Source organism: Geodermatophilus sp. YIM 151500 (assembly GCF_025716945.1).
Classification (GTDB): Bacteria; Actinomycetota; Actinomycetes; order Mycobacteriales; family Geodermatophilaceae; genus YIM-151500.
This window is the reverse complement of sequence record NZ_JAOVZT010000015.1, coordinates 76,372-100,884: the sequence shown is the minus strand read 5'-3', so window position 1 is coordinate 100,884 and position 24,513 is coordinate 76,372. Positions and strand designations below refer to the sequence as shown.

Genomic DNA, 24,513 nt, shown 5'->3' with positions numbered 1-24,513 from the left:
TGGCGCACCTACCGCCCCGACGGCACCCCGATCCTCATCCCCACCCACCCACCGCTACGGATCTGAGCCGACGGCACATCAGAACGACGCCAACCAGCGCGACGGCGCATCAGCGGGCAGCCGTGACGTCACCCGACGTCGGGATCCGACGCCGCGCCACGGGCAGCCGGAAGCGGTGAGCGAACTCGTGCCCGACGCGTTCGCGGCCGGTCAGCCGAGCATGCCCGCGGGCCAGCGACGACGAGCGGCGCGTCGTGCCTCCCGGCTTGCCGCGCTACTGACCGAAGGTGTACCTCAAGCGGGCATTGACCAGTTCGTTGATCCGCCGGCGCATGTGGCCCAGCAACGAGGCGTCCGGCGGCGGTTCGTCGACGAGCAGCAGCCAGCGCAGATCCGTGCCGAAGCCGCTGCGGTCACGTGGCAGCTCGAAGCGGATCCGTGCGTCGGGCCTGCGCTTCCACAGCGACGACCAGACCACCAGGACCGGCTCGTCGGCCTCGACGACCTCGGGGCGCTGCTCGTCATCGAGCAACAGCAACCACGGCCGGGTGGGGTCGCGATCCGGCTCCACCAGGGCCTCGAAGATCGCATGTGGGGGCGCCGGCTGATTGCGCCGCCGCGAGCCCACTTCGATCACAGCCGCACCGTATGTCGGACCCGGTCCCTCGGCAGCGGCCCTGACCGCCTGGGCCGGGCGTCCCCGCGGCGCTCGGGGTGTCAGCGGGTCGATGCGAGCCCGTCGCGCGCCGGCGTGTGGAGGAACGAGGATTGGTTGGGGTGGTGACACGGTCCGCCCGGCGCGCTTCGGCGGCATCGGCGTGCACGGCGCGTAGGTTGCCGGGCGGTCCGCCGACCGCACGCCGGCACCGGGGGAGGGCGTCATGGCCGCACGGGGCGACCGCTGCCGGCGTCGCCCGGTGGCCGCGGCGGGTTCCGCCGTCGCGCTGCTCCTCGCGGTGGCGGGGCTGACCGCCTGCACCCCGGTCCTGGAGCCGTCGTCGGGGACGTCCACCGGGGCGCCGCAGTCGTCCTCGGCGGCGCCGGAGCCGCCCGGGACGGCGGGCGGTCCGGGTCCCGCCGACCCGGGTGAGCCCGGCACGGCGCTCGCGTCCCTTGCCGAACTGGAGGTCAAGGGCCGCGCCCCGCGGACCGGCTACGACCGCGACCTGTTCGGCGACGGCTGGGGCGACCCGGACCGCAACGGCTGCGACGCCCGCAACGACGTGCTGGCCCGTGACCTCACCGACGAGACCTTCAAGCCGGGCACCCGGGACTGCGTCGTCGCCACCGGCACCCTCGTCGACCCCTACTCCGGGGAGACGATCGCCTTCCGCCGCGGGCAGGACACCAGCGACGACGTCCAGATCGACCACGTGGTGGCCGTCTCGGACGCCTGGCAGAAGGGCGCCCAGGCCTGGGACGCCGCCCGCCGCGTCGCCTTCTACAACGACCCGCTCAACCTGCTCGCCGTCGACGGCCGGCTCAACCAGCAGAAGGGCGACGGCGACGCGGCCACCTGGCTGCCGCCCGACCGCGGCTACCGGTGCGCCTACGTCGCCCGTCAGATCGCCGTCAAGCTCGGCTACGACCTGTGGGTCACCCGTGCCGAGCACGACGCCATGGCCACCGTGCTGGGCCGCTGCCCCGACCAGCCCCTCCCGGACGGCGACGGAGCCGCACCGCCCGAGCCGGCAGCTGCACCGGCGGCCGCGCCCACGCCGGCTCCGGGGCCGGCTTCCGTGCCGGAGCCGGCGGCCGCACCCGTCCCGGCGCCGCCGGGAGGCGCCTCCTACCGCAACTGCGACGCCGTCCGGGCCGCCGGCGCCGCACCGATCCGCGTCGGTGACCCCGGCTGGCGGGCCAGCTTCGACCGCGACGGCGACGGCGTCGGCTGCGAGTGACCCGAGGGGCTGCTGTCGCCCGACCGGGTCCGCGCCCGGCGATTCGCGGGGGTCGTCTCCCCGGGGCGTGCCGCGTCGCGGACACTGGGTCGGGCTGCCCGCACGCGGGTACCCGGACGTCGGACACCGCGGAGGAGGTCGCATGCAGGCGGAGACGCGCGTCCTCGGCGAACGCTACGAGCTGGTCTCGCGGCTGGCCACCGGAGGCATGGGACAGGTGTGGCGGGCCCGCGACACGCTGCTCAACCGTCCGGTCGCGGTGAAGATCCTGCGCAGCGAGTTCAGCGACAACCCGACGTTCCGGGCGCGCTTCCAGGCCGAGGCCCGGCACGCGGCCGCGCTCATCCACCCCAACATCGCCTCCGTCTTCGACTACGGCGAGGTCCGCGCCGGCGACGGCGAGCCGCTGGCCTACCTGGTCATGGAACTGGTGGACGGCGAGTCGCTGTCGTCGCTGCTCGAACGCGAGCCGCGCCTGGACCCGCAGCTCACGGTCAGCATCGTCCGGCAGACCGCCGCCGCCCTCGCCGCCGCGCACGCCGCCGGGGTCGTGCACCGCGACATCAAGCCGGGCAACGTCCTCGTGGCCCCCGACGGCGTCGTCAAGATCACCGACTTCGGCATCGCCTGGTCGGCGTCCAGCGTGCCCCTGACCGAGACCGGTCAGGTGGTCGGCACCGCCTACTACCTCTCGCCCGAGCAGGCGCAGGGCGGCAAGGCGAGCCCGGCCAGCGACGTCTACGCGCTCGGCGCGGTGGCCTACGAGTGCCTCGCCGGTCGGCGGCTGTTCGAGGGCGACAGCAGCGTGCAGGTGGCGCTGCGGCAGATCCGCGACGAGCCCGACCCGCTGCCCGACGACGTCCCCGGGCCGGTCCGGGCGCTGGTGACGCGCGCGCTGGCCAAGGACCCCGCCCAGCGCTTCCCCGACGGCGCCGCCCTCCGCGACGCCGCCGAGGCGGTGCTCACCGGCCGGCCGGCGCCGCTGGCGGACACCGCGGTCCTGCCCCTGCCGCTCGGCCCCGGCGCCGGGGGCGCGGCGACCGCCGCGGCCGGTGCCAGCGGGTGGGCGCACCCATCCACGGCACCGATGCCCGCGGCCGGGGCAGGGGCCGGGTCGGCTCCGGACGAGGGGGCCGACGGCCGCCGGCGGGGCCTGAAGGCTGCGCTCGCGGTGGCGTTCGGCGTGCTCGCCGTCGTCGCCGTCGTCACCGGGGTCGTGCTGGCCGATCCCGGCCCGCCGGCCGGCAGCACCACGCCCGTCGAGACCTCGTCGGCGCCGCCCACGCCCTCGGGGACCGCCCCGGCCGGCGTCCTCGTCGACGCGGCCGCCTACGTCGGCCGACCGCTCGCCGACGTGCGCGACGAGCTGGTCGGGCTCGGCCTCCAGGTCACCGCCCTGCCGGTCGAGACCGTCGAACAGGCACCGGGTGCCGTCACCGCCGTCGCCCCGGTCGGTGAACTGGTGCCCGGCAGCACCGTCGAGGTGGCCTACGCGGTCGCGCCCGCCCCGCCTCCGCCGGCGCCGGAGCCCACGCCGACGAGCGGGACGGATCCGGGCGAGGGTGACGGCGGGAACGAGAACCGCGGCAACAGCGACGGCGGGAACGAGAACAGGGGCAACGGGAACAGCGGCAACCGCGACGGCGACGACGACGACTGATCACCGGTCCCGCGGGCCCGGCGGCGCTCAGTCGCCGGCCGGTCCGGTGGGCCGCCGCCGTCCGCGCGGCGGGCGGCCGGGCACGGAGCCGGGCGCCGGCGCGGGCCCGGACAGCCGCCGCCGGGCCGAGACAGCCGCGGCCCGGGAGTCGCGGACGGTCCGCAGCAGCTCGTCGAAGGTCTGCCCGAGCACGTAGTGCGTGCCGTCGGCCATGAAGACGTGCGTGTCGCTGCGGCACTCGACCCGCTCGACGGCGTTCGGGTCGAGGGTGAAGTGCTCGCCGTTGCGGCAGGTGACAGCGATCATCCGAGCGGTCCTTCCGCTCCGGCGGGGCAGCGGGCCCCGGTGGCGCCGGTCCGGGCACTCCCCTCATCGGCAGCCGGTGCGAGCAACCGGAGCACCCGACGGGGTGATCAGCCCGCGTCGGCCCGGCCCAGCCGCCAGTAGCCCATGAAGGCCACGGACCGGCGGTCGAAGCCCGCCTCCCGCAGCAGGTGGCGCCGCAGCGCCGCGACCACCCCCGCCTCCCCGGCCAGCCAGGCGTAGCAGTCGGCGCCAGGAGCGGCCCCGGCCGGCACGTCCCACAACAGCGCGTCGGGGTCGAGGTCGTCGGCACCGGCTGCCGCCGCCGCGCCGCCCAGCTCGTCGGCCGCCGCGCACACCGCCGCGGTCAGCAGCACGCCGCGGGGCCGTACGGTGGCGCCGCACCGGCGCGGCAACCAGGTCAGCCGGACGTCGGGCGCGACCTCGACGTCCAGGACGTCGTCGTCGGTCGGCACCTCCAGCACGACGCGGGCCGCCGTCCCGGCCGGCAGCGACTCGGCGATCGCGCACACCGCCGGCACCGCGGTCTCGTCGCCGGCCAGCAGCAGCTGGCGGGCGTCGGCCGGCGGCCGCCACTCGACGCCGCCGGTCGGCTCGGCGAAGCGGGCGTTCGGCCCGACCAGCACCGCCTCGTCACCGGGCGCGGCCCGGCCCGCCCACGTCGACGCGGGGCCGGTCGCCCCGTGCAGCACGAAGTCGACGTCGACCTCCCTCTCCAGGGGTCGGGCCGCCCGGACCGTGTAGGTGCGCATCGGGTTGCGGTGGCCCTCGGGCAGGGCGCGCCACTCGGCGTACCAGTCGGCGCCCGTCGGGCAGTCCCGCAACCCGCGCGCCGGCAGCGGGAACAACACCTTGATCCGCTGGTCGAGGCCCGCGGAGGCGAACTCGTCCAGGTCGGAGCCGGTGAAGGTGATCCGGACGAAGCTCGGGGAGAGCCGGCGGACCCTCGCCACCTCCACCGCGAAGGTCCGGTAGGCGGGCACCTGCGCGGTCCGTACGGTCATCGCTCTCCCCGGGTGGCGGTGGCTGAGGAAGGTTAGGCTAGCCTTCCTTCACCGCCGCGGTAAGGCCGCGGCAGAGTCGAGAGGTCCCCCATGCGCGCACGCCCCACCCTGTCGGCGCTCGCGGCCCTGGCGCTGCTCACCGGCTGCGGTTCCACCGAGGAGCCGGCGTCGGCGGACGCGCAGGGCGAGGCCCCCGCCGGCGCCTTCCCGGTCGAGGTGGCGCACACCTTCGGCAGCACCACCATCGAGGAGCAGCCGGAGCGGGTCGTCGTCCTCGGCTGGAGCGCGCAGGACACGCTGTACGCCCTCGGCGTCGACCCGGTGGGCATGCCTACCTACACGTGGGGCGGCGGCGACGACGGCGTCGTCCCCTGGAACGACGAGCACTACGACCCGGACGTCACCACCCTCCTCGACACCGCCGACGGCCCGCCGCTGGAGGAGATCGCCGCGCTGCGGCCCGACGTGATCCTGGCCCCCTACGAGGGCTTCGACGAGAGCGTGTACCTGGACCTGTCGGCCATCGCCCCGACGGTCGCCTATCCCGACCAGCCGTGGACGACGCCGTGGCGGGAGCAGACCCGCATGATCGGGACGGCGCTCGGCAGGGCCGAGGAGGCCGAGCAGCTGATCGCCGACACCGAGCAGCAGGTGGCCGGCGTCGCCGCCGAGCACCCCGAGTTCGAGGGCCTCAGCTTCGCCTACACCAGCCTGGGCGCCGACGCCCTGTACCTCTACCTGCCGACCGACCCGCGGGTGCAGCTGGTCGAGGACCTCGGTCTCGAGCTCGCGCCCAGCGTGGCCGAGCTGGCCGGCGACGACGCGGAGTCGTTCTACGCGCAGCTGTCGCTGGAGGAGGCGCCGGAGATCGAGTCCGACGTCCTCATCGGGTGGACCGACGGGCTGACCGTCGAGGAGGTCCTGACCTCCGAGCTGTACGCCAGCGTGCCGGCCATCCAGCGGAACGCGGCCGTGGTGCTCGACGACACCGGCTTCGCCGCAGCGGCCAGCATGGTCAGCCCGCTGTCGATCCCGTACACGCTCGACCAGCTGGTCGACCGGCTGGCCGAGGCCGCGGCGAACGCCTCCTCGTGACGCGCACCGCGGCGGCCGACGCGCCGGCCGGCCGGGTGCCGCAGCGCACCGCCCGGCCGGCGCGTCGCCGGGTGCGGCTGCTGGTCGGCCTGCTCGGCCTCCTGGTGCTCGCGGTCGTCGTCGGCGTGCTCGGCATCGCGGTGGGCGCCCGGTCCATCGCACCGGTCGACGTCTGGACGGCGCTCGTCGCGCCCACCGGCACCGACGACGACGTCGTGGTCCGCGCGCTGCGGCTGCCCCGAACCGCCCTCGGGCTGGCCGTCGGCGCCGCGCTGGGCCTGGCGGGGGCGCTGATCCAGGGGCACACCCGCAACCCGCTGGCCGACCCCGGCCTGCTCGGCGTGAGCGCGGGCGCCGCGTTCGCGGTGTGCCTGGCCGTCTACGCCTTCGGCGTCTCGTCGGTGACCGGTTCGGTGTGGTTCGCGCTGGCCGGCGCGCTGCTGGCCAGCGTCGTGGTCTTCCTGCTCGGCACCTCCGGCGGCGGCGGCAGCCCGGTGACCCTCGCGCTGGCCGGCGCCGCGGTCACCGCCTTCCTCACCGCGCTGACCAGCGGCCTGGTGCTGCTCGACTCGGTCACCCTCGACGCCTACCGGTTCTGGGTGGTCGGCTCGCTGGTCGGCCGGGGCGACGACGTGCTCGCCCAGGTGGCGCCCTTCCTGCTGGTCGGCCTGCTGCTCGCGCTGGTCAACGCGCCGGCGTTGGACACGCTGCAGATGGGTGAGGACGTCGCCCGCGGTCTTGGCCAGCGCATCGGGCCGGCGCGGCTCACCGGCGTCGCCGCCATCACCCTGCTCACCGGGGCCGCGGTCGCCGTGACCGGGCCGATCGCCTTCGTCGGCCTCGTCGTCCCCCACGTCGCGCGGGCGATCACCGGCCCGGCGCACCGCTGGCTGCTCCCGTACTCCGGCCTGCTCGGTGCCGTGCTGCTGGTCGGCGCCGACGTCGTCGGCCGGGTGCTGGTGCGCCCCGCGGAGCTGCCCGTCGGGCTGGTGCTCGCCGTCGTGGGTGCGCCGTTCTTCATCGCGCTGGTCCGCCGCCGCCGGCTGGTGTCGCTGTGAGCAGCCGGGTGCGGGAGCCGGTGACCACCACGTCCGAGCGCCGGACACGGCCACGTCCGACGGCGGGCTCGGTGAGCGCCGCCACGGTCGCGCCGGGCGTGCCGGGACGGCGGGCGGTGCGGGTCGGCCCGGTCTCGGCCGTGTGGCGCCCGCGCGCGGTGCTCGTGCCGGCGGTGCTCGCGGTCGTCGCGCTGCTGCTCGCCGCGGTCGACGTCGGCCGGGGCGACTACCCGATCGGCGTCCTCGACGTGCTGCGCATCGTGCTCGGCGGAGGCGGGCAGGCCGACCGCTTCGTCGTCGTCGAGCTCCGCCTGCCGCGTGCGCTGACCGCCCTGCTGGTCGGTGCCGCGCTCGGCATGTCCGGGGCGATCCTGCAGTCGGTCGCCCGCAACCCGCTGGCCAGCCCGGATCTGCTCGGCATCACCGCGGGCGCGAGCGTCGGCGCGGTCGCGCTCATCGTGCTCGGCGGCGGCGTGCTCGGCGGCGCGCTCGCCCTCGTCGGGCTGCCGCTGGCGGCGTTGCTGGGCGGGCTGCTGACGGCCACCGCCATGTACCTGCTCGCCTGGCGCCGCGGCGTCGACGGCTTCCGGCTGGTGCTCGTCGGCATCGCGCTCGCGGCGCTGCTCACCTCGTCGACGTCCTACCTGCTGATCGTCGCCGACATCACGCAGGCCGCGCAGGCGACGGTGTGGCTCACCGGCAGCCTCAACGGCCGCGGCTGGGAGCACGTGGTGCCGGTCTTGCTCGCGGTCGGCGGCAGCGCGCTGCTGGCCCTGACCGGCGGGGCGACGCTGTCGGCGCTGCGCCTGGGCGAGGACAGCGCCCGCGCGCTCGGCGTCCGGCTGCAGGCCGGCCAGGCGGCGCTGCTCGCGATCGCCGTCCTGCTCGCCTCGGTCGCCGTCGCGGCCGCCGGGCCGCTGGCCTTCGTCGCGCTCATCGCGCCCCAGGTGGCGCTACGGCTGGTCCGCTCGGCGGGGCCGCCCGTGTTCGCCGGCGGCCTGGTCGGCGCCGTCCTGGTCGTCGGCGGCGACGTCGTCGCCCGCACGGTGCTGCCCGTCGAGCTGCCGGTCGGCATCGTGACCGCCGCCGTCGGCGCCCCGTACCTGCTCTCCCTGCTCGCCCGCCGCACCCGGAGGCTCGACGCATGACCGCTCTCGCCGACGGCGCCCGCGCCGGCCGGCTCGTCGCCCGCGACCTGACCCTCGGCTACGGCGACCGCGTGGTGGTCGAGCACCTCGACCTCGACGTCGTCGACCGGGGCATCACCGCGGTCATCGGCCCCAACGGCTGCGGCAAGTCGACCCTGCTGCGCGCGCTGGGCCGACTGCTGCGCCCGCAGGGCGGTGAGGTGCTGCTCGACGGACGGCGGATCGACCGGCTGCCCACCCGCGAGGTGGCCCGCACGCTGGGCATGCTGCCCCAGACGCCGGTCGCCCCCGAGGGGCTGACCGTCGCCGACCTCGTCGCCCGCGGCCGGCACCCGCACCAGGCGTGGTTCCGGCAGTGGTCGCGCGACGACGAGGCCGTGGTGGCCGAGGCGATGACCTGGACCGGCGTGCTCGACCTCGCCGACCGCCCGGTCGACGCGCTCTCCGGCGGTCAGCGGCAGCGCGCCTGGATCGCGATGGCGCTGGCCCAGGGCACCGACCTGCTGCTGCTCGACGAGCCGACCACCCACCTGGACCTCGCGCACGCTGTCGACGTCCTGGACCTGGTCGACCAGCTGCACCACGACCGCGGGCGCACCGTCGTCATGGTCCTGCACGACCTGTCGCTGGCCGCGCGCTACGCCGACCACCTCGTCGCCATGCGCGACGGCCGGATCGTCGCCCAGGGCCCGCCGCGCGAGGTGATCACACCGGAGTTGCTGTCGGAGGTGTTCGGCCTGTCCGCGGCCGTGCTGCCCGACCCCGTGTCCGACGGCGTCCTCGTCGTCCCCATCGGCACCCGCCATTCCCGGTGGGCCGCCACCCCGTCCGGAGGAGCCCCGTGATCCGCACCCGCACCGCCGCCGTCGTCCTCGCCGCCGCGCTGCCCCTGGCCGCCTGCGGGGGAGCGGGCGACGCGGAACCCGCCGCGGCGTCCGGGGCGTCCGGGGCGTCCGGGGCGTCCGCCGACGAGTTCCCGCGGACGGTGGAGCACGCCATGGGCTCGACCGAGATCCCCGCCGAGCCCGAGCGGGTCGTCGTCCTCGACACCGGCGAGCTCGACTCGGTGGTCGCCCTCGGCGTGACGCCGGTCGGCGCGGTGACCACCGACGTCGCGACCGGCTTCCTGTCCTACCTGCAGGAGCCGGCCGAGGGCGTCGAGCAGGTCGGCACCATCGGCGAACCCGACCTGGAGGCGATCGCGGCGCTGGGCCCGGACCTGATCCTGTCGAACCAGGTCCGCCACGAGGACCTCTACGACGAGCTGGCGCAGATCGCGCCCACGGTCTTCGCCGAGTACGTCGGCGCTCCGTGGAAGGACAACGTCGGCCTGGCCGCCGAGGCGCTGGGCATGGAGACCGAGGCCGACGCCGTGCTCGCGGAGTACCAGCAGGCGGCCACCGCCCTCGGCGAGGCGATCGGCGACCCGGCCGCCACCACGGTCAGCCCGCTGCGCTTCGTGCAGGGCTCGATCCGCGCCTACTCGCCGGAGTCGTTCATCGGCACCGTGCTCGGCGACATCGGCGTGACGCTGACGGGGTTCACCGAGGGCGAGTACCCGGCGTTCACCGAGCTCAGCCCGGAGCAGCTGGACCTCGCCGACGCCGACGTCGTGCTGTACAGCTCCTACGGTTCCAGCGGCGAGTCCGGTGCGGACGCCGTCGTCGCCGGCCCGCTGTGGTCGCGGCTGAGCGCCGTCCAGGAGGGCCGTGCGATCCCCGTGGAGGACGACGTCTTCTACACCGGCATCGGTCCCACCGCCGCGTCGCTCATCGTCGAGCGCCTGTCGGCCGAGCTCGGCTGACCGCGGCCGTCGGGCGCCGCCGCCCTCAGGCCGTCCTCACGATGCGGGGCCCGACCTCGTGCTGCAGGAGGAGGCCGGCCACCGCACGGCGAGGCCCGTGGCCGGCGGACGGCGACCGCCGTGCGCTCCCCGCTCCGGTCGACGACTAGGTTCGCCGCCGTGCCCGACCTCGCCGCCCGCGCCCGCACGCTGCTCGACCTGCACACCGCGCCGGAGATCCTGGTGCTGCCCAACGTGTGGGACGTCGTGTCGGCCACGGTGGTCGCCGCGACCGACGGTGTCCGGGCCATCGCCACCGCGAGCCACTCGATCGCCGCGATGTTCGGCTACGAGGACGGCGAGCACATCCCGCTCGACCTGCACCTCGACGTGGTCGCCCGCATCGCCGCCGCCGTGGACCTGCCGGTGACCATGGACTTCGAGGCCGGCTACGGGGACCCCGGTGGGACCGCGCGGCGGGCGATCGAGGCCGGAGCCGTCGGCGGCAACCTGGAGGACGGGATGCGCCCGCTGGACGAGGCGGTCGCCGCGGTCGAGGCGGTGCTCGCCGCCGGCCGGGACGCCGGGATCGACTTCGTGCTCAACGCCCGCACCGACGCGATGCTCGGCCGCGGTGCCAGCGGGACGGCCGACCGGGGTGCCGCCCTCGAGGAGGCGGTCCGCCGGTGCCGGGCCTACCTGGACGCCGGCGCACCGGTCGTCTTCGTCCCCGGCGCGGTCACCCGCGAGGAGATCGCCACCCTGGTCGACGGGCTCGGGCGGGGTCGGCTGTCCGTTCTCACCGTGCCGCGCCTCTCGCCGTCGGTGCGCGAGCTGGCGGAGCTCGGGGTCACCCGGGTCTCGGCCGGCCCCTTCAGCCAGTGCGTCGCCCTCACGGCGCTGCAGGACGCGGCCGCCGCGCTGGTGGCCGGTGGCTCGCTGCCGGAGGGCACTCGCCGGCTGAACTGAGGCTGGTGAGGCCGGACCGGTGACGGCGTCGGTCCGGCTGTCGTGGACGGCGGCGCCGGAGCCTGGGGCGGCTCACCCTTCGGGGGTGGGCGGTGGCCCGAACGGCTTGCCGCGGACCTCCTCCGTGCCGATCACCCGGTCAGGTGACGAGCCCGCCGGCGTGCCCGGCGGCCGGTACGAGGAGGGGAACGGTGGCCGAGCAGAGCGTGCTCGTGGTGGAGGACACCGACGAGATCCGCGAGCTGGTGTGCACCGTGCTGCGCAGGGCCGGCTTCGACGTCCGGGCCGTCGGATCGGGGGCCGCGTGCCTCGACGAGGTGCGCCGGCAGCCGCCGGACCTCATCGTCCTGGACCTGGGGCTGCCCGACGCCGACGGCACGGAGGTGTGCCGCCAGGTGCGCGCCGAGACCGCCTGCTACGTGCTCATGCTGACCGCCCGCGCCGAGGAGGTCGACCTGCTCATCGGTCTGGCTGTCGGAGCCGACGGCTACATGGCCAAGCCGTTCTCGCCCCGCGAGCTGGTCGCGCGGGTGCAGGCGATGCTGCGCTTCCCGCGCACCGCGCCCGCGCCCGCACCCGCCCCCGCTGCCGCTCCCGACGCGGTGCGCCGCCTGGCCGAGCTGGAGGTCGACGAGGACAGCCGCGAGGTCCGGGTGGACGGCGAGGTCGTCGACCTGACCCGCACCGAGTTCGACCTGCTCGCCGCGCTGGCCTCCCGCCCCGGCCGGGTGCTGCAGCGCGAGACGCTGCTGCGCGAGGTCTGGCAGACCGACTGGGAGGGCAGCGTCCGGCTGGTCGAGGCGCACATGTCCAACCTGCGGCGCAAGCTGCACGCGGCCGGACTCAGCTCGCCGGAGATCAAGACGGTCCGTGGGGTCGGCTACCGCCTGGTCGCCTGAAAGCGGAGTGGATCCGTTGCGCGTGACGCGCACGGATCCACTCCGCTGGGTCAGTCGCGGGCCAGGGCCTCGAGCTCGGCCACCCGCGCGTGGGCGAGCACGCCACGCCGGGCGTCGGCAGCGATCGACCGGCACACCGCGGCGACGTCGGGGTGGCCGAGCTGGCCGCTGGTGCCGGCCAGGGAGTCCGCGGCGGCGACGACGGCCCGGGTGTTGCCGAACCGGGCGCCGTCGACGATCGCGGCGAGCCGGCCGGGCAGCGCCGCGGCGTACATCTCCTCGAGCCGGTCCTGCATCTCGGCCTCGATGTCGGCGTCGTGCAGGTCGTCGATCTCGCGGATCTCCGACGGGGTCTCCTGCACAGCGGCCCCCGTGGCGCGGCTGTGCAGGAAGTTCATCAGGACCTGCGGTCCGACCGGCTTGACCAGGCAGGCTTCCGCGCCGGCGGCGGCGGACTCCTCCCGGACGTCGGCGGAGCCGTCCTGGGTGATGACGACGAAGCGGGCGCGGGAGCCGCGGCGGCGCAGGCGGTGCAGCATCGCGGTGCCGCTGGCGCCGGGCATGGCCTGGTCGGTGACCACCAGGTCGGGGTCGCTGTAGAGGGACTGGCGGAGGGCCTCGGCGGCGTCGGCGGCTTCGCGGACCTGCCAGCCGCTGAGCCGGAGCAGGCCGGCGATCTCGGTGCGGGCGTCGGCTTCGTCGTCGACGACGAGGGCGGTCAGCACGTCAGGGCTCCCGTCTGGGCGGAGTCCGCCGTCCAGCCGTAGCTGGTGAGCGTGCGGACGGCGAGGGTGGGGGTGTAGCCGAGGTAGCGGGCGTCGACGCGCTCGTTCCAGGTGGTGCCGACGGTCGAGTCGATGGCGCCGCTGGCACCGGGCGCGTGGGCGACGACGGCGTAGCCGACGACGCCCTTGGAGGCGCTCGCCGTCCACCGGAGACCCACGTCGAGCCGGGTCGTGCGGGTGGTGGTCGTGGTCGTGTTGCCAACCGTCGCGGTGGTCTCGTCGAAGACCACCGTCTCGGTCGGCTCGGTCCGCGAGGTGATCGTCACGCTGGTCGTCAGGCCGGTCGTCTTGACCTCGCGCGTCGTCGTGGTCAGGTAGCACTGCGACTTGGTGACCAGGACGCCGGTGGGCGGGGCGACGGTGTAGGTGTCGACCCCGAGCTGCGGGCCCGGGCGGACGGCGGCGAACTCGGCCGAGGCCGGCAGCGCGGCGCCGACCATGATCGCCATGGTGAGCAGGACGAGCGCCAGGGTGCGGCGGGCGGCGGTCACGGCCGGACCTCCTCGTCGGTCGCGGTGCCGGCGGCCTCGGCGGCGTCCGCGGCGGACTCACCGCGGGCGGGCCGCCAGATGGCCAGCAGCAGCCAGCCGGCCAGCAGCGCCGGGGCGCCGTAGCGGAGCAGCTCGGCCACGAGCGGGCCGCGCAGGGCCTGGATGGCGTGGCCGACCTCGGGGACGACGGCCCGCACCTGCCAGGCGGTGTCGCCCTGCAGTGCGGCCCGCCACGGGTCGACCGCCTCGTTCGCGTCGCCCTTGGTCTGCACGGTCACGACGCCGGCGGCGTCGCGCTCGACCGAGATGACGCGGTGGGTGACGACCTGGTGGTCGTCGATCGGGATGTTGTAGGCGATGACCATGCCCTCGGTCACGTCGTCGACGGCGACGGGGGTCACGATCGTGATGTCGCCCGGGTCGATCACCGGCGACATGCTCGCGGTCAGCATCGTCATCGTGCGGTAGCCGAGGACGTGCGGGCCGACGGCCAGGGCGGCGAAGGCCACGATCGCCGAGCCCACCAGCCCGCGGACCAGCCAGGGCAGGGTGCGCGCCGCCACGCGGCGGGCGAGCCCGGCCCCGCGGCGGGCCGCGGAGGCGGGGGCCTCCACCGGGGGCAGCGCGACGGCTGCCCCCGGGCGGCGGACCAGGAGAGAGGCGGTCATGGCGGGTTCTCCGAACCTGTCGTCAGCGGTCGGTCAGCGGTCGGTCAGCGGCTCAGCGGGCCGAGCCGGTGCGCTGCACACCGGTGAAGGTGAGCGTCATCGCGGCGGACTTGCCCTGGAACTCGTTCCCCGCCGTGGTCGGCAGCGAGATGGAGTAGGCGATGTGGTCGACGCCGCCGGGGTTCAGGCTGGCCGGGTTCGACAGCTTGAAGATATTGGTCAGCTGGCCGCCGGCCAGGTCCTGACGGACGCCCGAGCAGGTGAAGGTCGGCGCCTCGGCGGTACCGCCCTGCGCCCACGGCACGGAGCAGGAGGCGACGCTCAGCTGGAGGCCGTTGACGCCGTCCGAGGTGAGCACATTGGCCGGCGAGGTGACCGCGGTGGTCAGGCTGACCGACGACATCGCGACGTCGCCGGTGTTCTTCAGGTCGACGGTGCGGGTCATCACGTCGCCGGGCACGAAGCCGGCCACCTTCAGCGGGATGCCGGCGTTCGGGGCGGTGAGGTCGATGTTCAGGGTGCCGGAGGCGACCGAGGTCTCGACCGGGGTGGTGCTGTCGGTGAAGGTGCCGTAGGTGCCGAGGCCGGCGACGGCGGCGGCGGTGCCGAGGACGGCGAGCGAGCCGACGACCTTGGTGGCGGTCGAGCTGGCGGCGAGGCGGGTGGTGCTCATGTCTGCGTCTCCTGGGTCGATCTCCGCCACCGGGGGCTCCCGGCGACAGGGACGACTCTGGAGGCCTTACCGCAGGGGACCCGCTCGCGTTCCGCAAGGAATCCGCAAGGTGTGCGCGATGTCCGCGCATCCCGCCGTGGGAGGCGGTCGGTCAGTGCGCGGTCGGTCAGCGCGCGGCGGGCAGGACGAGCGTGAAGGTGGTGCCCTCGCCCTCGGCGCTGTCGACCTCGATCGTGCCGCCGTGCGCCGTGGTGATCGCCTTGGTGATGGTGAGGCCGAGGCCGACCCCGGGGACGGCGTTGCGCCGCGCGGTCGAGGCGCGGAAGAAGCGGGTGAACAGCTCCTTCTGCTCGCCGGCCGGGATGCCCACGCCGGTGTCGCGCACCGACAGGACGGCAACCGGCTCGCCGTCGGACCCCGGGTCGTCGACGACCCGCCCGTCGACGACCCGCCCGTCGGCGGCCCGCCACCCGGCCCGCAGCGACAGGGTCACCCGGCCGCCGGGCGGCGTGAACTTCACGGCGTTGAAGACCAGGTTGTCGCAGGCCTGGCCCAGCCGGACGGCATCGCCGCGCACGACCAGGCCGTCGTCCGGGACGGCGACGACCAGCTCCACCCCACCGGCCGCCGCGGTGACGCGGGCGGTCTCCTCGGCGGCGCGGACCACCCCGGCCAGGTCCACGTCCGCGGGTTGGAGGGTGAACCGGCCCGCCTCGACCTGGGCAGTGAACAGCAGGTCGCCGACCAGCCGCTGCAGCCGGTGCGCGTTGCGCTCGACGGTGGTGAGGAACTGCCGCTGCTCGTCGGTGAGCGGGTCGGCGTCCTCGTCGAGCACCAACTCCAGGTAGCCCAGGATGGAGCTGAGCGGAGTGCGCAGCTCGTGGCTGATCAGGCTGACGAACTGGTCCTTGAGCCGCTCGGTGGCGCGGGCCTCGGTCATGTCGGTGCCGACGAAGTTCCAGCCCGCGTGCTCGCCCCGGTCGTCGGTGCGCGGGGTGATCGCGACCGAGACGGTGCGCCGGCTGCCGTCGGCGGCCACGTAGGTCCAGTCGCGGACGTCGCTGCCGTTCTCCTGCGCGGCGTGCACCAGCGCGGCCAGGCCGGGCGCCGTGCCGGCCGCCTCGGCCGCGGCGGCGAGCTCCTCGGACAGGTGGAAGTCGACGATCGACCGCCCGCGCACCACCTCGTGCCGGGGCAGGCCCAGCAGCCGTTCCGCGCCGGGGTTCCACACCCGGACGACGCCGTCGACGTCGGTGCCGATGATCGACTGCTCGGTGACGGCGTCGATGACGCTGGTCATCGTGCGGGCGCGGGCGGCGAGCATGCGGGTGGCCACGTCGAGCTCCGCGTCGCGGCTGCGCTGCAGGGCGGCGAGATCGGCGACGGCGAAGCCGGCGGCCGCGGCGCCGGCCGTCGCCAGCAGGGGCACGGCGAGCCCGACGGGGGCGCCGGTGAGCAGGCCGGGCGCCATGGCCGCGAGCGCGGCGCCCGCCGCGCCCGCGAGGGCACCGCGCCGGCCGGCCCCGCCGGCCAGCGCGGCGACCGGGCCGGTCAGGAGGAGCAGGGTCACCGCCGATCCGGTGCCCGCGTGCAGGAGCGCGGCGCCGGCCAGGGCGGCCGCCGGTCCCGGCAGCCACCTCCGCGGCGAGCCGGCCGGCGAGGCCAGCCCGGCGAGCCGGCCGAGGACGGCGACGAGGAGGCCGGTCAGGACGAAGAGGACGTCGACCACCGGGAGCGCCCCGACGGCCAGCAGCACCGCGGCCAGGGCGAAGCCGATGAGCGTCGGGAGGTCGTCCGGCGCGGAGCCCGGGCGGGGCCGGACCGGGGACGGCGCACCGTCGGGAACCGGCCGGGGCAGGACGGCGGCGGTCATGCCGGCAGCCCCGCGGTCGGCCGGGACCCGGCGGTCCGCGGCGGCGCGGTGGACAGCCCGCGCACTGCGCGGACCAGCTCGGCCACGGAGAAGGGCTTGGCGAGGTAGGCGTCGGCGCCCGCAGCCAGGCCGCGGGCCACGTCGTCGGGGGAGGCACCGGCGGAGAGCAGCAGCACCCGGACGCCGGCGGTCGCCGGGTCGGCGCGCAGCGCGGTGCACACCTCCAGGCCGGTGGAGCCGGGCATCGAGACGTCGAGCACCGCCAGGTCGGGTCGCTGCGCGCGGGCGGTGGCGAGGGCGGCCGGCCCGTCGGCGACCGACGCCACGAGCGTGCACCCGGCCCGGCCGACCGCCAGGTCGACCAGCCCGCGGACGTCGTCCTCGTCGTCGGCGACCAGCACCCGCGGCGCGACGGGGGTCACTCCGGTGTCCACTTCGGCTCCCGTCGGGACAGGTCCCGCGGGCGCGGAACGGCTGGCGTCGTCCCCGACGAGGACGGCGCCCCGGCCCGCGGCCTGCACCCCTGCCCGGGTCGGGGTCACCCGATCGGGTGCGAGCGCCACCGGCCACCCGGGAGGTCGCGGACAGCACGGCGCCCCGCCGGCCGGGGCCGGCGGGGCGCCGTGGAGCGGATCGGGCGGGGAGCGTCAGCTGCGCGACGAGTGGCTCTGCACCGTCTCCCGGGACTGCTGGGCCTGGGCCTGGACGTCCTGGGCGGCCGACCGCCCCTCCTCCGCCACGGTGGAGGTCGCCTCCTGGGCGGTGGCCTTGACCTCCTGAGCGGCCTGCTGGGCCGCCGGCTTCAGCTCCTCGCCGATCTCCTGCGCGGCCTGCTTGGCCGGCTCGATCAGCGTGTCCCTGTGCTCCCGCACAGCCGCCTCGGCCTGCTGGGCCAGCTCCTGCTCCTTCTGCGAGGCTGGCAGCAGGCTCGACACCAGCCAGCCGACGCCGAAGGCGATCAGCCCGGCCGCCAGCGGGTTGCCCTGGGTCTGGCGGGTGATCGCCTCGGGAGCCTGCTGCACGGCACCGGCCGCCGACGACGCGGCGTCCTGCACGGTGGAGGCCGCGTCCGAGGCGCGGCCCTGCACCGTGGACGACGTGTCGGAGGCCGAGCCCATCACCCGGTCCCGGGCGCGGGTGATGCGGCCCTTCGTGGCCGTCATCCGGCGGTCCACCACGCGGGCCGGGTTGACCTTCTCGTTGAGCGCGTCGACGTCGTAGCTGAGCTCTCGCCGGGTGTCCTCGATCTGCCGGCGGATGGCTTCCGGGTCACTGCTGGTCATGTCTGCTCCAAGTCGTGGTTCGGTGAGGTCAGTGCGGCTTCAGCGCGCCGGGCACCTGCTGGAGGGTGTCGACGGTGCGCTCGGGCTTCGGGTTCACCTGCCGGAACTTCTGGCGGCCGAGCACGAAGGCGACAGCGCCCACCACGGCCCACAGGAGGGCGACGATCAACGCGGCCAGCCCGGCGTCCATGACGTTCTCCAACGCCCACCAGAGCGCGAACGACAGGAACAGCGCGACCATGTAGCCGGCGAAGCCGGCCGCACCGAACATGCCGGCGGCCTGCCCGGCCTTCTTGGCCTCGACCCGGAGCTCGGCCTTGGCCAGCTCGAGCTCCTGGCGCATCAGGGTGGAGAGGTCCTTGCTGACCTCACCGATCAACTGCCCGACCGAGACGCCCTCCACGTCGGGGTGGCCGGCGTCGGTGGTCGGGGTGCCCATGCTGCCGCTGTACGACGTCGTCCCGGTGTCGGCGGCATAGTTCGCCGGCCCACCCGGGGGAACCGTGGTCTGGCCACTGGCGGACGTGGCTCCGGAGTAGGGAGAGCTCACGGTCAGCGCTCCTCACCCGGGCGGCGTGCGGGGTCGTCGTCCCAGCCGGCCGGGGTCGTCGGCGGGACGACGCTGCCGGCGGGCGGCGTGGTGCCGTACGGCGGCGGGGGCAGCGGGCTGCCGGTGCCGGGCGCGGTGCCCGTGGTGGTGGGCTCGGCCGGCACGGTGCCGGAGTAGCCCGCCGTCGTCGTACCGGTCGGGTAGCCGGTCGTCGCGCCGGTGTAGCCCGCGCCGGCGACCTCGCCCGGAGTGCCGGTGTACCCGGCGTAGGCGGGGGTCGGGTCGACGTAGTTGGTGCGGGTCGTGGACGGGGTCGTCCGGCCGGTGCCCGAGTCGCTGTGCGCGGCCTTGACCCCGCTGGTCAGCCGGCCGGCGAGCACGCCGGCGGTGGCCGCACCGAGCAGGAAGGCGCCGGGCCGGCGGCGGGCGAAGCGGCGCACCTCGTCGAGCAGGTCGGCGGGCTCGCGGTGCTGCAGCCACGAGGCGAACTCGTCGACCTTGCCGGAGGCCTGCCGGATCAGGTCGCGCGCCGGACCGGGGGCCCCCTCGCTGGTGCCGTCGGCCAGGTTGCGCAGCTCCTGCGCCAGCGAGCCGAGCCCGCCGGCGGCCTTCTGCTGCTGGGTGGCGGCCTGGTCGCGCAGCTGGGAGCGGCCCTGGTCGAGCAGGTCGCGTGCCTGCCGCTGGGTCTCGGCGGCGACCTCGCGCGCCTGGTCGGCCGCGGTCGAGGCGACCTGGCCGCCGGCCTGCTGGGCCGTCTGGCCGACGTTCGCGGCCTCGTTCCTCGCGACGTCGCCGGTGGACGTGCTCTGCGTGGTCGGGGTGTCGATGCCGGTCGTCGGTGCCGGCGGGGGGAGCGGGGCGTTGACGGAGTGCGTCATCGGTCCTCCTCGGTCGGAAGGTGTCGGTTCGTGGGCTACCCCGCGGGTGCGCCGTCACACGACCGTCGGAGCGGCGCGCGCGGGCCTGCCGCTCCGTCGCCGGAGGGCAGGAAGGGGGTGGCCCGGGTCTTTCCCGGCGCATCCGTGCGGCTCGGGTGGGACCGGAACCCCTGGTACGGGGTGACGGGGCGGGGCTGCCTGGTTGAGCCCCTGCCACGGACGGGCGGGGACTACCCCCGCCGGGGCGTTCGTGAAACGGCCGGTCGCGTGCCGGGTCGGCCGGTCGCGTGCGCGGGGGCGGCCGGTGGTCGAGCCGCCGTGCTCAGGCCCGCTCGGGCGCCTCGGCTCCCGACCCGTCGTCCGCCGGCTCGTCCTTGAGGAAGAGGTACCAGTAGGACGTCGCCACGAAGACGACCGCGCCGACGAGGTTGCCGGCACCGGCGATCAGCCAGTTCACCACGGTGTCGTCCCAGCCGACGTCGGGGACGCCGGCGAAGATCGCCGCGGGCAGGAAGAACATGTTCGCCACGACGTGGTCGAAGCCCATGGCCACGAAGGCCATGATCGGGAAGAACAGCGCGAGGATCTTCCCGGAGACGGTGGTGGCCGCCAGCGTCATCCACACCGCCAGGCAGACCAGCCAGTTGCAGCCCACGGCGCGCAGGAACGTCTCCCAGGCGGTGTGCCCGGTCGCCTTGCCCTGGGCGATCTCGGTCAGCCGCTCGAAGGTGAGCGCCGCCGAGCTGCCGGACGCGCTGGCTGCGTCGCCGATGACACCGGACTGAACGGCGAGAAAGGAGGCGACGAAGAGGGCGCCGACCAGGTTGCCGACGAGGACCAGCGTGAGGTGCTCACGAGCACCCGGTCCCAGCTGCGGGCGGTCTTCCGGGCACCGGTCTCGGCGGCGGCCGACGCCATCTCGGGTGGCTTCTTCGCGGGCATCGCGCCTCCCCTCGGGCTGGTCCGACCGTAGCGAGATCACCGGAACGCCGCCGTCCGGTGTCCTGGCGCCGTTAAGGTCGGGGTCCATCGACCGCAGGAGGAGCCGTGGCGTTCGGCAACCGCGTTCGTGCCGCCCTGACGACGACCGCGCTGGCCACGGCGGCGACCGGCTTCATGGCCGGCTGCGGCGGCGACACCGCCGAGGAAGCGGAGGAGCGGCGCGCCTACTGCGTGGACGAGAACGACGAGATCGTCGACGACGAGTACTGCGACGACGACTACCGCGGGCCCGGCGCCGGCTTCTTCTTCCTGTACCTCGGCGGCTTCCGGTCCGGCCTGCCCCCGGGGACGGCGCTGCCGCCCGGCGGCACCCGCGTCGACCCGACCGACACCCAGGCCCGCCAGCGGGCGGGGCTGCCCGGCACCGGCACGGTGAGCGGCGGCACCCGGGTGAGCGGTGGGATCGGCAGCGGCGTCGGCAACCGCGCCGGCGTCGGCGCCGGCAGCTGAGCCGACCGCCGGTGCGCGCCATCCTCCTCCCGGATTCCGGCACGGCCCCACGCCCCGCCGCCTGCGCGCCCCCCGCCCCGCCGGACGGGGCGTCCCCCGCCCCGCCGACCGGGGCGCGGGGGCAGATCCCGTCCGGCAGCCCGTGAGGCGGATCGAGGGCGGGGTCGTCCGGCCGGGCTGGGAGGCCGAGATCGAGGCGCAGGGCCTGGTGTTCAACCGCACCCAGGTGCCCGGCGGCGAGGTCCGCAGCTACTGGCGGGAGGGGCCGTTCTACGACTTCGCCGCCGACGAGGTGGCCCGGCTGGAGGGCTGGGTCGCCCAGCTGTTCTCGATGTGCGTGGCGGCCGGTGACCACGTCATCGCGCACGACCTGTTCGACCGGATGCGCATACCGCCGGCGGCCCGGCCGCAGATCCGGGCCACGTGGGAGAGCGAGCCGCCGAGCGTCTACGGCCGGTTCGACCTGCGCTACGACGGCGACGGCCCGCCGCAGCTGCTGGAGTTCAACGCCGACACCCCGACCGGCCTGGTGGAGGCCGCGGTCACCCAGTGGAACTGGCACCTGTTCACCGGGCAGGGCCGCGACCAGTGGAACGCGCTGCACGACCGGCTGGTGACCACCTGGCGGCGCAACCTGCTGAAGTGGGAGCGGCGCACCGGCGTCCGCCCGCGCGTGCACCTGGCCTGGACCAGCGAGGAGACCTCCGGCGAGGACCGGATGACCGTCGCCTACCTGATGGACACCGTCGTCCAGGCCGGGTACGACGCGCACGAGCTGCTCGTCGAGGACATCGTGCTCGACTCCGGTGACGGGCGGTTCTACGACCCGGAGGGCCGCCACCTCGACGTCGTCTTCAAGCTGTACCCCTGGGAGTGGCTGCTGGAGGACGAGTTCGGCCCCGCCGTCCTCGCCGACTCCGCCCGGCCGGGCGGCACCACGTGGGTCGAGCCGGTCTACAAGATGCTGTGGAGCACCAAGGCATTGCTCCCGGTGCTCTGGCAGCTGTTCGGCACCGATCCCGAGCTCCGCCAGCTGCTGCTGCCGGCCTACTTCGCCGACGAGGCGCCGTCGTCCTGGCGCACCTACGTGCGCAAGCCGTTGTGGGGACGCGAGGGGGCCAACGTCTCGATCGTGCGCGACGGCGCGGTCGAGGCGGCACTGCCCGGCCGGTACGGCGCGGAGGGCTGGGTCGTGCAGGAGTTCGCCCCGCTGCCGGACTTCGCCGGCGTCGACGGCCCGCACCACCCGGTGCTCGGCGCCTGGGTGGTGGACGGCGAGCCCGCCGGGTTGGGCATCCGCGAGAGCGACGGCCTGATCACCGACAACCTCTCCTACTTCGTCCCGCACACGATCGACCACACCGTTCCCGACCGCCGCGCGGGTCGGCGCCGGTGAACCCGGCGCGCGCCGGCACCGACGACTTCCGCCGGTCCGGACGGTCGTAGCGGCATGGGTGCGCTGGTCTACTCGGTCATCTGCTCGCTCGACGGCTACGTCGCCGACGAGCACGGCTCCTTCGACTGGGCCGAGCCCGACCCCGAGGTGCACCGCTTCCTCAACGACCTCATCCGTCCGATCGGCACCCACCTCTACGGACGCCGGACGTACGAGGTCATGCTCGCCTGGGAGACGCTCCCGCTCGACGACGAGCCGCCGCACATGCGCGACTTCGCCGAGCTGTGGCTGGCGGCCGACAAGGTCGTCTACTCCCGGACGCTGGACCGCGTGCGCTCCGCCCGGACGCGGCTCGAGCGGGAGTTCGATCCCGACGCCGTCCGCACGCTCAAGGAGGCCGCCTCGGCCGACCTGGTGATCGGCGGACCGGTGCTGGCCGCGCACGCGCTGGGCGCCGGCCTGGTCGACGAGCACCAGTTCTTCGTCGTCCCGGTCGTGGTGGGCGGGGGTCTCCGGGCGCTGCCCGACGGCGTCCGGTTCGACCTCCGCCTCGTCGACGAGCGCCGGTTCACCGACGGCACGGTGTTCCTGCGCTACCGGACCCGCCGCTGAGCGGGCGTCCCGCAGCTCACGCGACGGGCAGCCCCGCAGCTCACGCGACGGGCAGCCGGGCGGCCAGGCGCGGCACCGCCGCCGCGACGTCGTCGGGCACGTCGGTGAACGGCTCGGTGGTGACCGCGCGGTTCGCGCCGCGGCCGGTCCACCGCCAGGTGGCGACGATGCGACCGGCGTGCACCACGGTCGGCCGGAAGACGCCGTTGCCACCGGGCACGATGCGGTTCGCGTGCTCCGGGGCCAGGACGGCCCCGCGGTCGCCGTAGCCCAGCACGAATTCGTCGAAGCCGGGCAGCAGCAGCGTGCCCTCGGCCTCGGCGCGCGCCGCGGCGAGCCGGTCGGGCGTGGCGGGATCCATGAGGTACTCGGTGCCGTCGACGGCCAGGACCGCCAGCCGGTCGCGGACGGCGGCCAGCCCGGCGCGGACGTCGCGGGCGGTGCTGCCCGCCCAGCGAACCAGGTCGGCGACGGTGGCCGGGCCGTGCCCCGCGAAGAAGCGCAGCGCGAGCTCGGCGAGCGCCTGGTCGCGGTCGAGCCGGCGCGGCGCCGGGATCCACTCGTCGAGCAGGACGAACCGCTGCTCCGCGTCGCCGTCGGTGGGGCCCAGGCAGAGCGTGCCGGTCTGCGAGAGGTACCAGAGCAGGTGGTAGCCGCGCTGGCCGCCGGTGTCGACGCCACCCGCGTCGATGGCCGCGAGCAGCTCGGAGCGGCGCGCCCGCCCCCCGCCGGCCAGCGCCGCGACGGCCAGCTCACGGGCGCGCTCGGCCTGCGCCTCGTCGAGCCCGAGGTTCGCCCACCGCTTGCCGAGACCGGCCAGCGCGCGGTCGCCGACCAGGCCGAGCAGCCAGGGCAGGTCGTCGGCCGCGACCAGGTGCAGGGTGCCGCGCATCGGCCAGGACCGGACGACCTCGCCGGAATCGAGCGCAGCCGCGACGTCGTCCCGCCGCGCCCCCGCCGTTCGCAGCGCGATCGAGGTGAGCGCGCCGGGGAGGTCCTGCGCCTGGACGGCCAGCAGGCGCCGGACGGCGTCGGCCGCCGTCGGCTCCGGCGGCCCGACCAACCGCTGCGCCGCCAGGCGGAGCGGCCCGATGTCGGCGGTCGAGGTCATGCGGCCACCCTCGCAGCCGGGTCCGACATCCGTCGATAAAACTGCCCGGTCCGCGTGCACGGGCGTCGCGCAGGGGTAGAGGGCGCCCCGATGCGCGAGAACTCCCCGCCGAACCGCGTCCTGCGCACCCCTCCGGAGCCGTCGTGAACCGATTGTCGGGACGTCGTGTGCTCGTCGTCGGCGGCGCGCGCGGCGTCGGCGCCGCGATGGTCCGCGCGTTCACCGCGGACGGCGCCACCGTCGCTGTGCTCGCCCGGCACCCGGACGACGTCGCCCGCATCGCCGTGGAGGTCGACGGCCGCGCCTGGACGGTCGACCTGCAGGACCCCACCGACGTCCGCGAGACGATGGAGAAGGCGATCGCCCACCTGGGGCGCATCGACGTTCTGGTCAACAACCCGGGCATCGCCCGGTTCGCCTCGCTCCTGGAGGTCGAGCCGGCCGACGTGGTGGAGCCCTTCGCGATGCAGACGCGGTCGATGCTGCTGACGACGCAGATCGCCGCCCGCGCCATGATCGGCTTCCGCACCCCGTCGTCCGACTGCCCCGGCAAGGTCATCAACGTGGCCGGCGCGAGCCTCGCGGGCGACCGTGCACCCGCCCACTACGCGGCCTGCCGAGCCGCGGTGATGGCACTGACGACGGCGGCCGCGCACGAGCTCGGCCCGCACGGCATCACGGTCAACTGCCTGTGCCCGGGGGTCGTGCCGGAGGAGCTGGACGCGGCCGAGCGGCTGCCTGCCCGGCTGGCCGCGCTCTCGGCGCACTCGCCGCTGGGCCGGCTCGCCGAGCCGGGCGACGTCGCGCGGGCGGCGGTGTTCCTCGCGTCGAGCGACTCGGACTACCTGACCGGGGACGCGCTGAACGTGGCCGGCGGGATGGCGATGCGCTGAGCCCGGC

27 protein-coding genes are annotated in these 24,513 nt (G+C 75.6%); 13 read left to right on the top strand and 14 right to left on the bottom strand.

What is annotated here, in order from left to right; translation table 11 throughout:
• Positions 1-274: 274 nt before the first annotated feature.
• On the bottom strand, positions 275-637 hold the full coding sequence (locus OF117_RS19910; RefSeq protein ID WP_263554593.1) for a hypothetical protein: 363 nt from the start codon (positions 635-637) through the stop codon (positions 275-277).
• 244 nt (positions 638-881) lie between these two features.
• On the opposite strand from OF117_RS19910, the gene OF117_RS19905 reads away from it, so the two are divergent.
• Positions 882-1,901: a DUF1524 domain-containing protein gene (locus tag OF117_RS19905; RefSeq protein ID WP_263554592.1), complete on the top strand. Its 1,020-nt coding sequence runs from the start codon at positions 882-884 to the stop codon at positions 1,899-1,901.
• Between the two features lie 142 nt (positions 1,902-2,043).
• Entirely contained in the window at positions 2,044-3,561 is a 1,518-nt protein-coding gene (locus OF117_RS19900) for a serine/threonine-protein kinase (protein WP_263554591.1), read from the top strand.
• A 27-nt stretch (positions 3,562-3,588) separates the two neighbouring features.
• Here the strand turns inward: OF117_RS19900 and OF117_RS19895 are convergent, their stop codons facing one another.
• Entirely contained in the window at positions 3,589-3,867 is a 279-nt protein-coding gene (locus OF117_RS19895) for a flagellar FlbD family protein (RefSeq protein WP_263554590.1), read from the bottom strand.
• A gap of 107 nt (positions 3,868-3,974) precedes the next feature.
• On the bottom strand, positions 3,975-4,889 hold the full coding sequence (locus OF117_RS19890) for a siderophore-interacting protein (protein ID WP_263554589.1): 915 nt from the start codon (positions 4,887-4,889) through the stop codon (positions 3,975-3,977).
• 90 nt (positions 4,890-4,979) lie between these two features.
• Between OF117_RS19890 and OF117_RS19885 the strand changes: the two genes are divergently transcribed.
• The 7 genes from OF117_RS19885 to OF117_RS19855 all read left to right on the top strand — a co-directional run bounded on the left by OF117_RS19885 (position 4,980) and on the right by OF117_RS19855 (position 11,841).
• The gene (locus OF117_RS19885; RefSeq protein WP_263554588.1) at positions 4,980-5,984 is read left to right on the top strand and encodes an iron-siderophore ABC transporter substrate-binding protein; all 1,005 of its coding nucleotides are present in this window, start codon (positions 4,980-4,982) and stop codon (positions 5,982-5,984) included.
• Positions 5,981-7,042, top strand: coding sequence for a FecCD family ABC transporter permease (locus OF117_RS19880; protein ID WP_263554587.1), 1,062 nt, complete (start codon positions 5,981-5,983; stop codon positions 7,040-7,042). Before OF117_RS19885 ends, OF117_RS19880 begins: the two co-directional genes overlap by 4 nt.
• Before the next feature lie 71 nt (positions 7,043-7,113).
• Entirely contained in the window at positions 7,114-8,190 is a 1,077-nt protein-coding gene (locus OF117_RS19875; RefSeq protein WP_263554586.1) for a FecCD family ABC transporter permease, read from the top strand.
• Positions 8,187-9,035: an ABC transporter ATP-binding protein gene (locus tag OF117_RS19870; protein ID WP_263554585.1), complete on the top strand. Its 849-nt coding sequence runs from the start codon at positions 8,187-8,189 to the stop codon at positions 9,033-9,035. Before OF117_RS19875 ends, OF117_RS19870 begins: the two co-directional genes overlap by 4 nt.
• Positions 9,032-9,994, top strand: a complete 963-nt coding sequence (locus OF117_RS19865; RefSeq protein WP_263554584.1) for an ABC transporter substrate-binding protein — start codon at positions 9,032-9,034, stop codon at positions 9,992-9,994. Before OF117_RS19870 ends, OF117_RS19865 begins: the two co-directional genes overlap by 4 nt.
• A 159-nt stretch (positions 9,995-10,153) precedes the next feature.
• Positions 10,154-10,942 (top strand): isocitrate lyase/phosphoenolpyruvate mutase family protein, encoded by a 789-nt coding sequence (locus OF117_RS19860; RefSeq protein WP_263554583.1) that lies wholly within the window; start codon positions 10,154-10,156, stop codon positions 10,940-10,942.
• Positions 10,943-11,133: 191 nt separating this feature from the next.
• Positions 11,134-11,841, top strand: a complete 708-nt coding sequence (locus OF117_RS19855; protein ID WP_263554582.1) for a response regulator transcription factor — start codon at positions 11,134-11,136, stop codon at positions 11,839-11,841.
• Between the two features lie 50 nt (positions 11,842-11,891).
• Here the strand turns inward: OF117_RS19855 and OF117_RS19850 are convergent, their stop codons facing one another.
• The 10 genes from OF117_RS19850 to OF117_RS19805 all read right to left on the bottom strand — a co-directional run bounded on the left by OF117_RS19850 (position 11,892) and on the right by OF117_RS19805 (position 20,072).
• Entirely contained in the window at positions 11,892-12,566 is a 675-nt protein-coding gene (locus tag OF117_RS19850; RefSeq protein ID WP_263554581.1) for a response regulator, read from the bottom strand.
• Positions 12,560-13,117, bottom strand: a complete 558-nt coding sequence (locus tag OF117_RS19845; RefSeq protein WP_263554580.1) for a hypothetical protein — start codon at positions 13,115-13,117, stop codon at positions 12,560-12,562. Before OF117_RS19845 ends, OF117_RS19850 begins: the two co-directional genes overlap by 7 nt.
• Positions 13,114-13,785: a signal peptidase I gene (locus OF117_RS19840; RefSeq protein ID WP_263554579.1), complete on the bottom strand. Its 672-nt coding sequence runs from the start codon at positions 13,783-13,785 to the stop codon at positions 13,114-13,116. Before OF117_RS19840 ends, OF117_RS19845 begins: the two co-directional genes overlap by 4 nt.
• Positions 13,786-13,837: 52 nt before the next feature.
• Positions 13,838-14,458 (bottom strand): CalY family protein, encoded by a 621-nt coding sequence (locus OF117_RS19835; RefSeq protein WP_263554578.1) that lies wholly within the window; start codon positions 14,456-14,458, stop codon positions 13,838-13,840.
• 166 nt (positions 14,459-14,624) lie between these two features.
• Complete coding sequence (locus OF117_RS19830) at positions 14,625-16,331, bottom strand: sensor histidine kinase (protein WP_263554577.1); 1,707 nt, start codon at positions 16,329-16,331, stop codon at positions 14,625-14,627.
• Positions 16,328-16,765 carry a response regulator transcription factor gene (locus tag OF117_RS19825; protein ID WP_263554576.1) on the bottom strand — a complete coding sequence of 146 codons (438 nt, stop codon included), beginning with the start codon at positions 16,763-16,765 and terminating at the stop codon, positions 16,328-16,330. The genes OF117_RS19830 and OF117_RS19825 overlap by 4 nt, the downstream gene beginning before the upstream one ends.
• Positions 16,766-16,978: 213 nt before the next feature.
• Entirely contained in the window at positions 16,979-17,614 is a 636-nt protein-coding gene (locus OF117_RS19820; protein ID WP_263554575.1) for a DUF3618 domain-containing protein, read from the bottom strand.
• A gap of 28 nt (positions 17,615-17,642) precedes the next feature.
• Positions 17,643-18,164, bottom strand: a complete 522-nt coding sequence (locus OF117_RS19815) for a phage holin family protein (RefSeq protein ID WP_263554574.1) — start codon at positions 18,162-18,164, stop codon at positions 17,643-17,645.
• A gap of 2 nt (positions 18,165-18,166) precedes the next feature.
• Positions 18,167-19,042 carry a hypothetical protein gene (locus OF117_RS19810; protein WP_263554573.1) on the bottom strand — a complete coding sequence of 292 codons (876 nt, stop codon included), beginning with the start codon at positions 19,040-19,042 and terminating at the stop codon, positions 18,167-18,169.
• A gap of 322 nt (positions 19,043-19,364) precedes the next feature.
• On the bottom strand, positions 19,365-20,072 hold the full coding sequence (locus OF117_RS19805) for a formate/nitrite transporter family protein (RefSeq protein WP_263554572.1): 708 nt from the start codon (positions 20,070-20,072) through the stop codon (positions 19,365-19,367).
• 17 nt (positions 20,073-20,089) lie between these two features.
• On the opposite strand from OF117_RS19805, the gene OF117_RS19800 reads away from it, so the two are divergent.
• From OF117_RS19800 to OF117_RS19790, 3 genes are all read left to right on the top strand, one after another.
• Positions 20,090-20,494, top strand: a complete 405-nt coding sequence (locus OF117_RS19800; RefSeq protein WP_263554571.1) for a hypothetical protein — start codon at positions 20,090-20,092, stop codon at positions 20,492-20,494.
• Positions 20,495-20,636: 142 nt separating this feature from the next.
• A complete protein-coding gene (locus tag OF117_RS19795) occupies positions 20,637-21,890 on the top strand; it encodes a glutathionylspermidine synthase family protein (RefSeq protein WP_263554570.1) in 1,254 nt (417 codons plus the stop codon).
• A gap of 54 nt (positions 21,891-21,944) precedes the next feature.
• A complete protein-coding gene (locus OF117_RS19790; RefSeq protein WP_263554569.1) occupies positions 21,945-22,502 on the top strand; it encodes a dihydrofolate reductase family protein in 558 nt (185 codons plus the stop codon).
• Between the two features lie 40 nt (positions 22,503-22,542).
• Here the strand turns inward: OF117_RS19790 and OF117_RS19785 are convergent, their stop codons facing one another.
• Positions 22,543-23,613 carry a winged helix DNA-binding domain-containing protein gene (locus OF117_RS19785; protein WP_263554568.1) on the bottom strand — a complete coding sequence of 357 codons (1,071 nt, stop codon included), beginning with the start codon at positions 23,611-23,613 and terminating at the stop codon, positions 22,543-22,545.
• A 143-nt stretch (positions 23,614-23,756) separates the two neighbouring features.
• Between OF117_RS19785 and OF117_RS19780 the strand changes: the two genes are divergently transcribed.
• Positions 23,757-24,506, top strand: a complete 750-nt coding sequence (locus tag OF117_RS19780; protein ID WP_263554567.1) for an SDR family NAD(P)-dependent oxidoreductase — start codon at positions 23,757-23,759, stop codon at positions 24,504-24,506.
• Positions 24,507-24,513 lie beyond the last annotated feature (7 nt).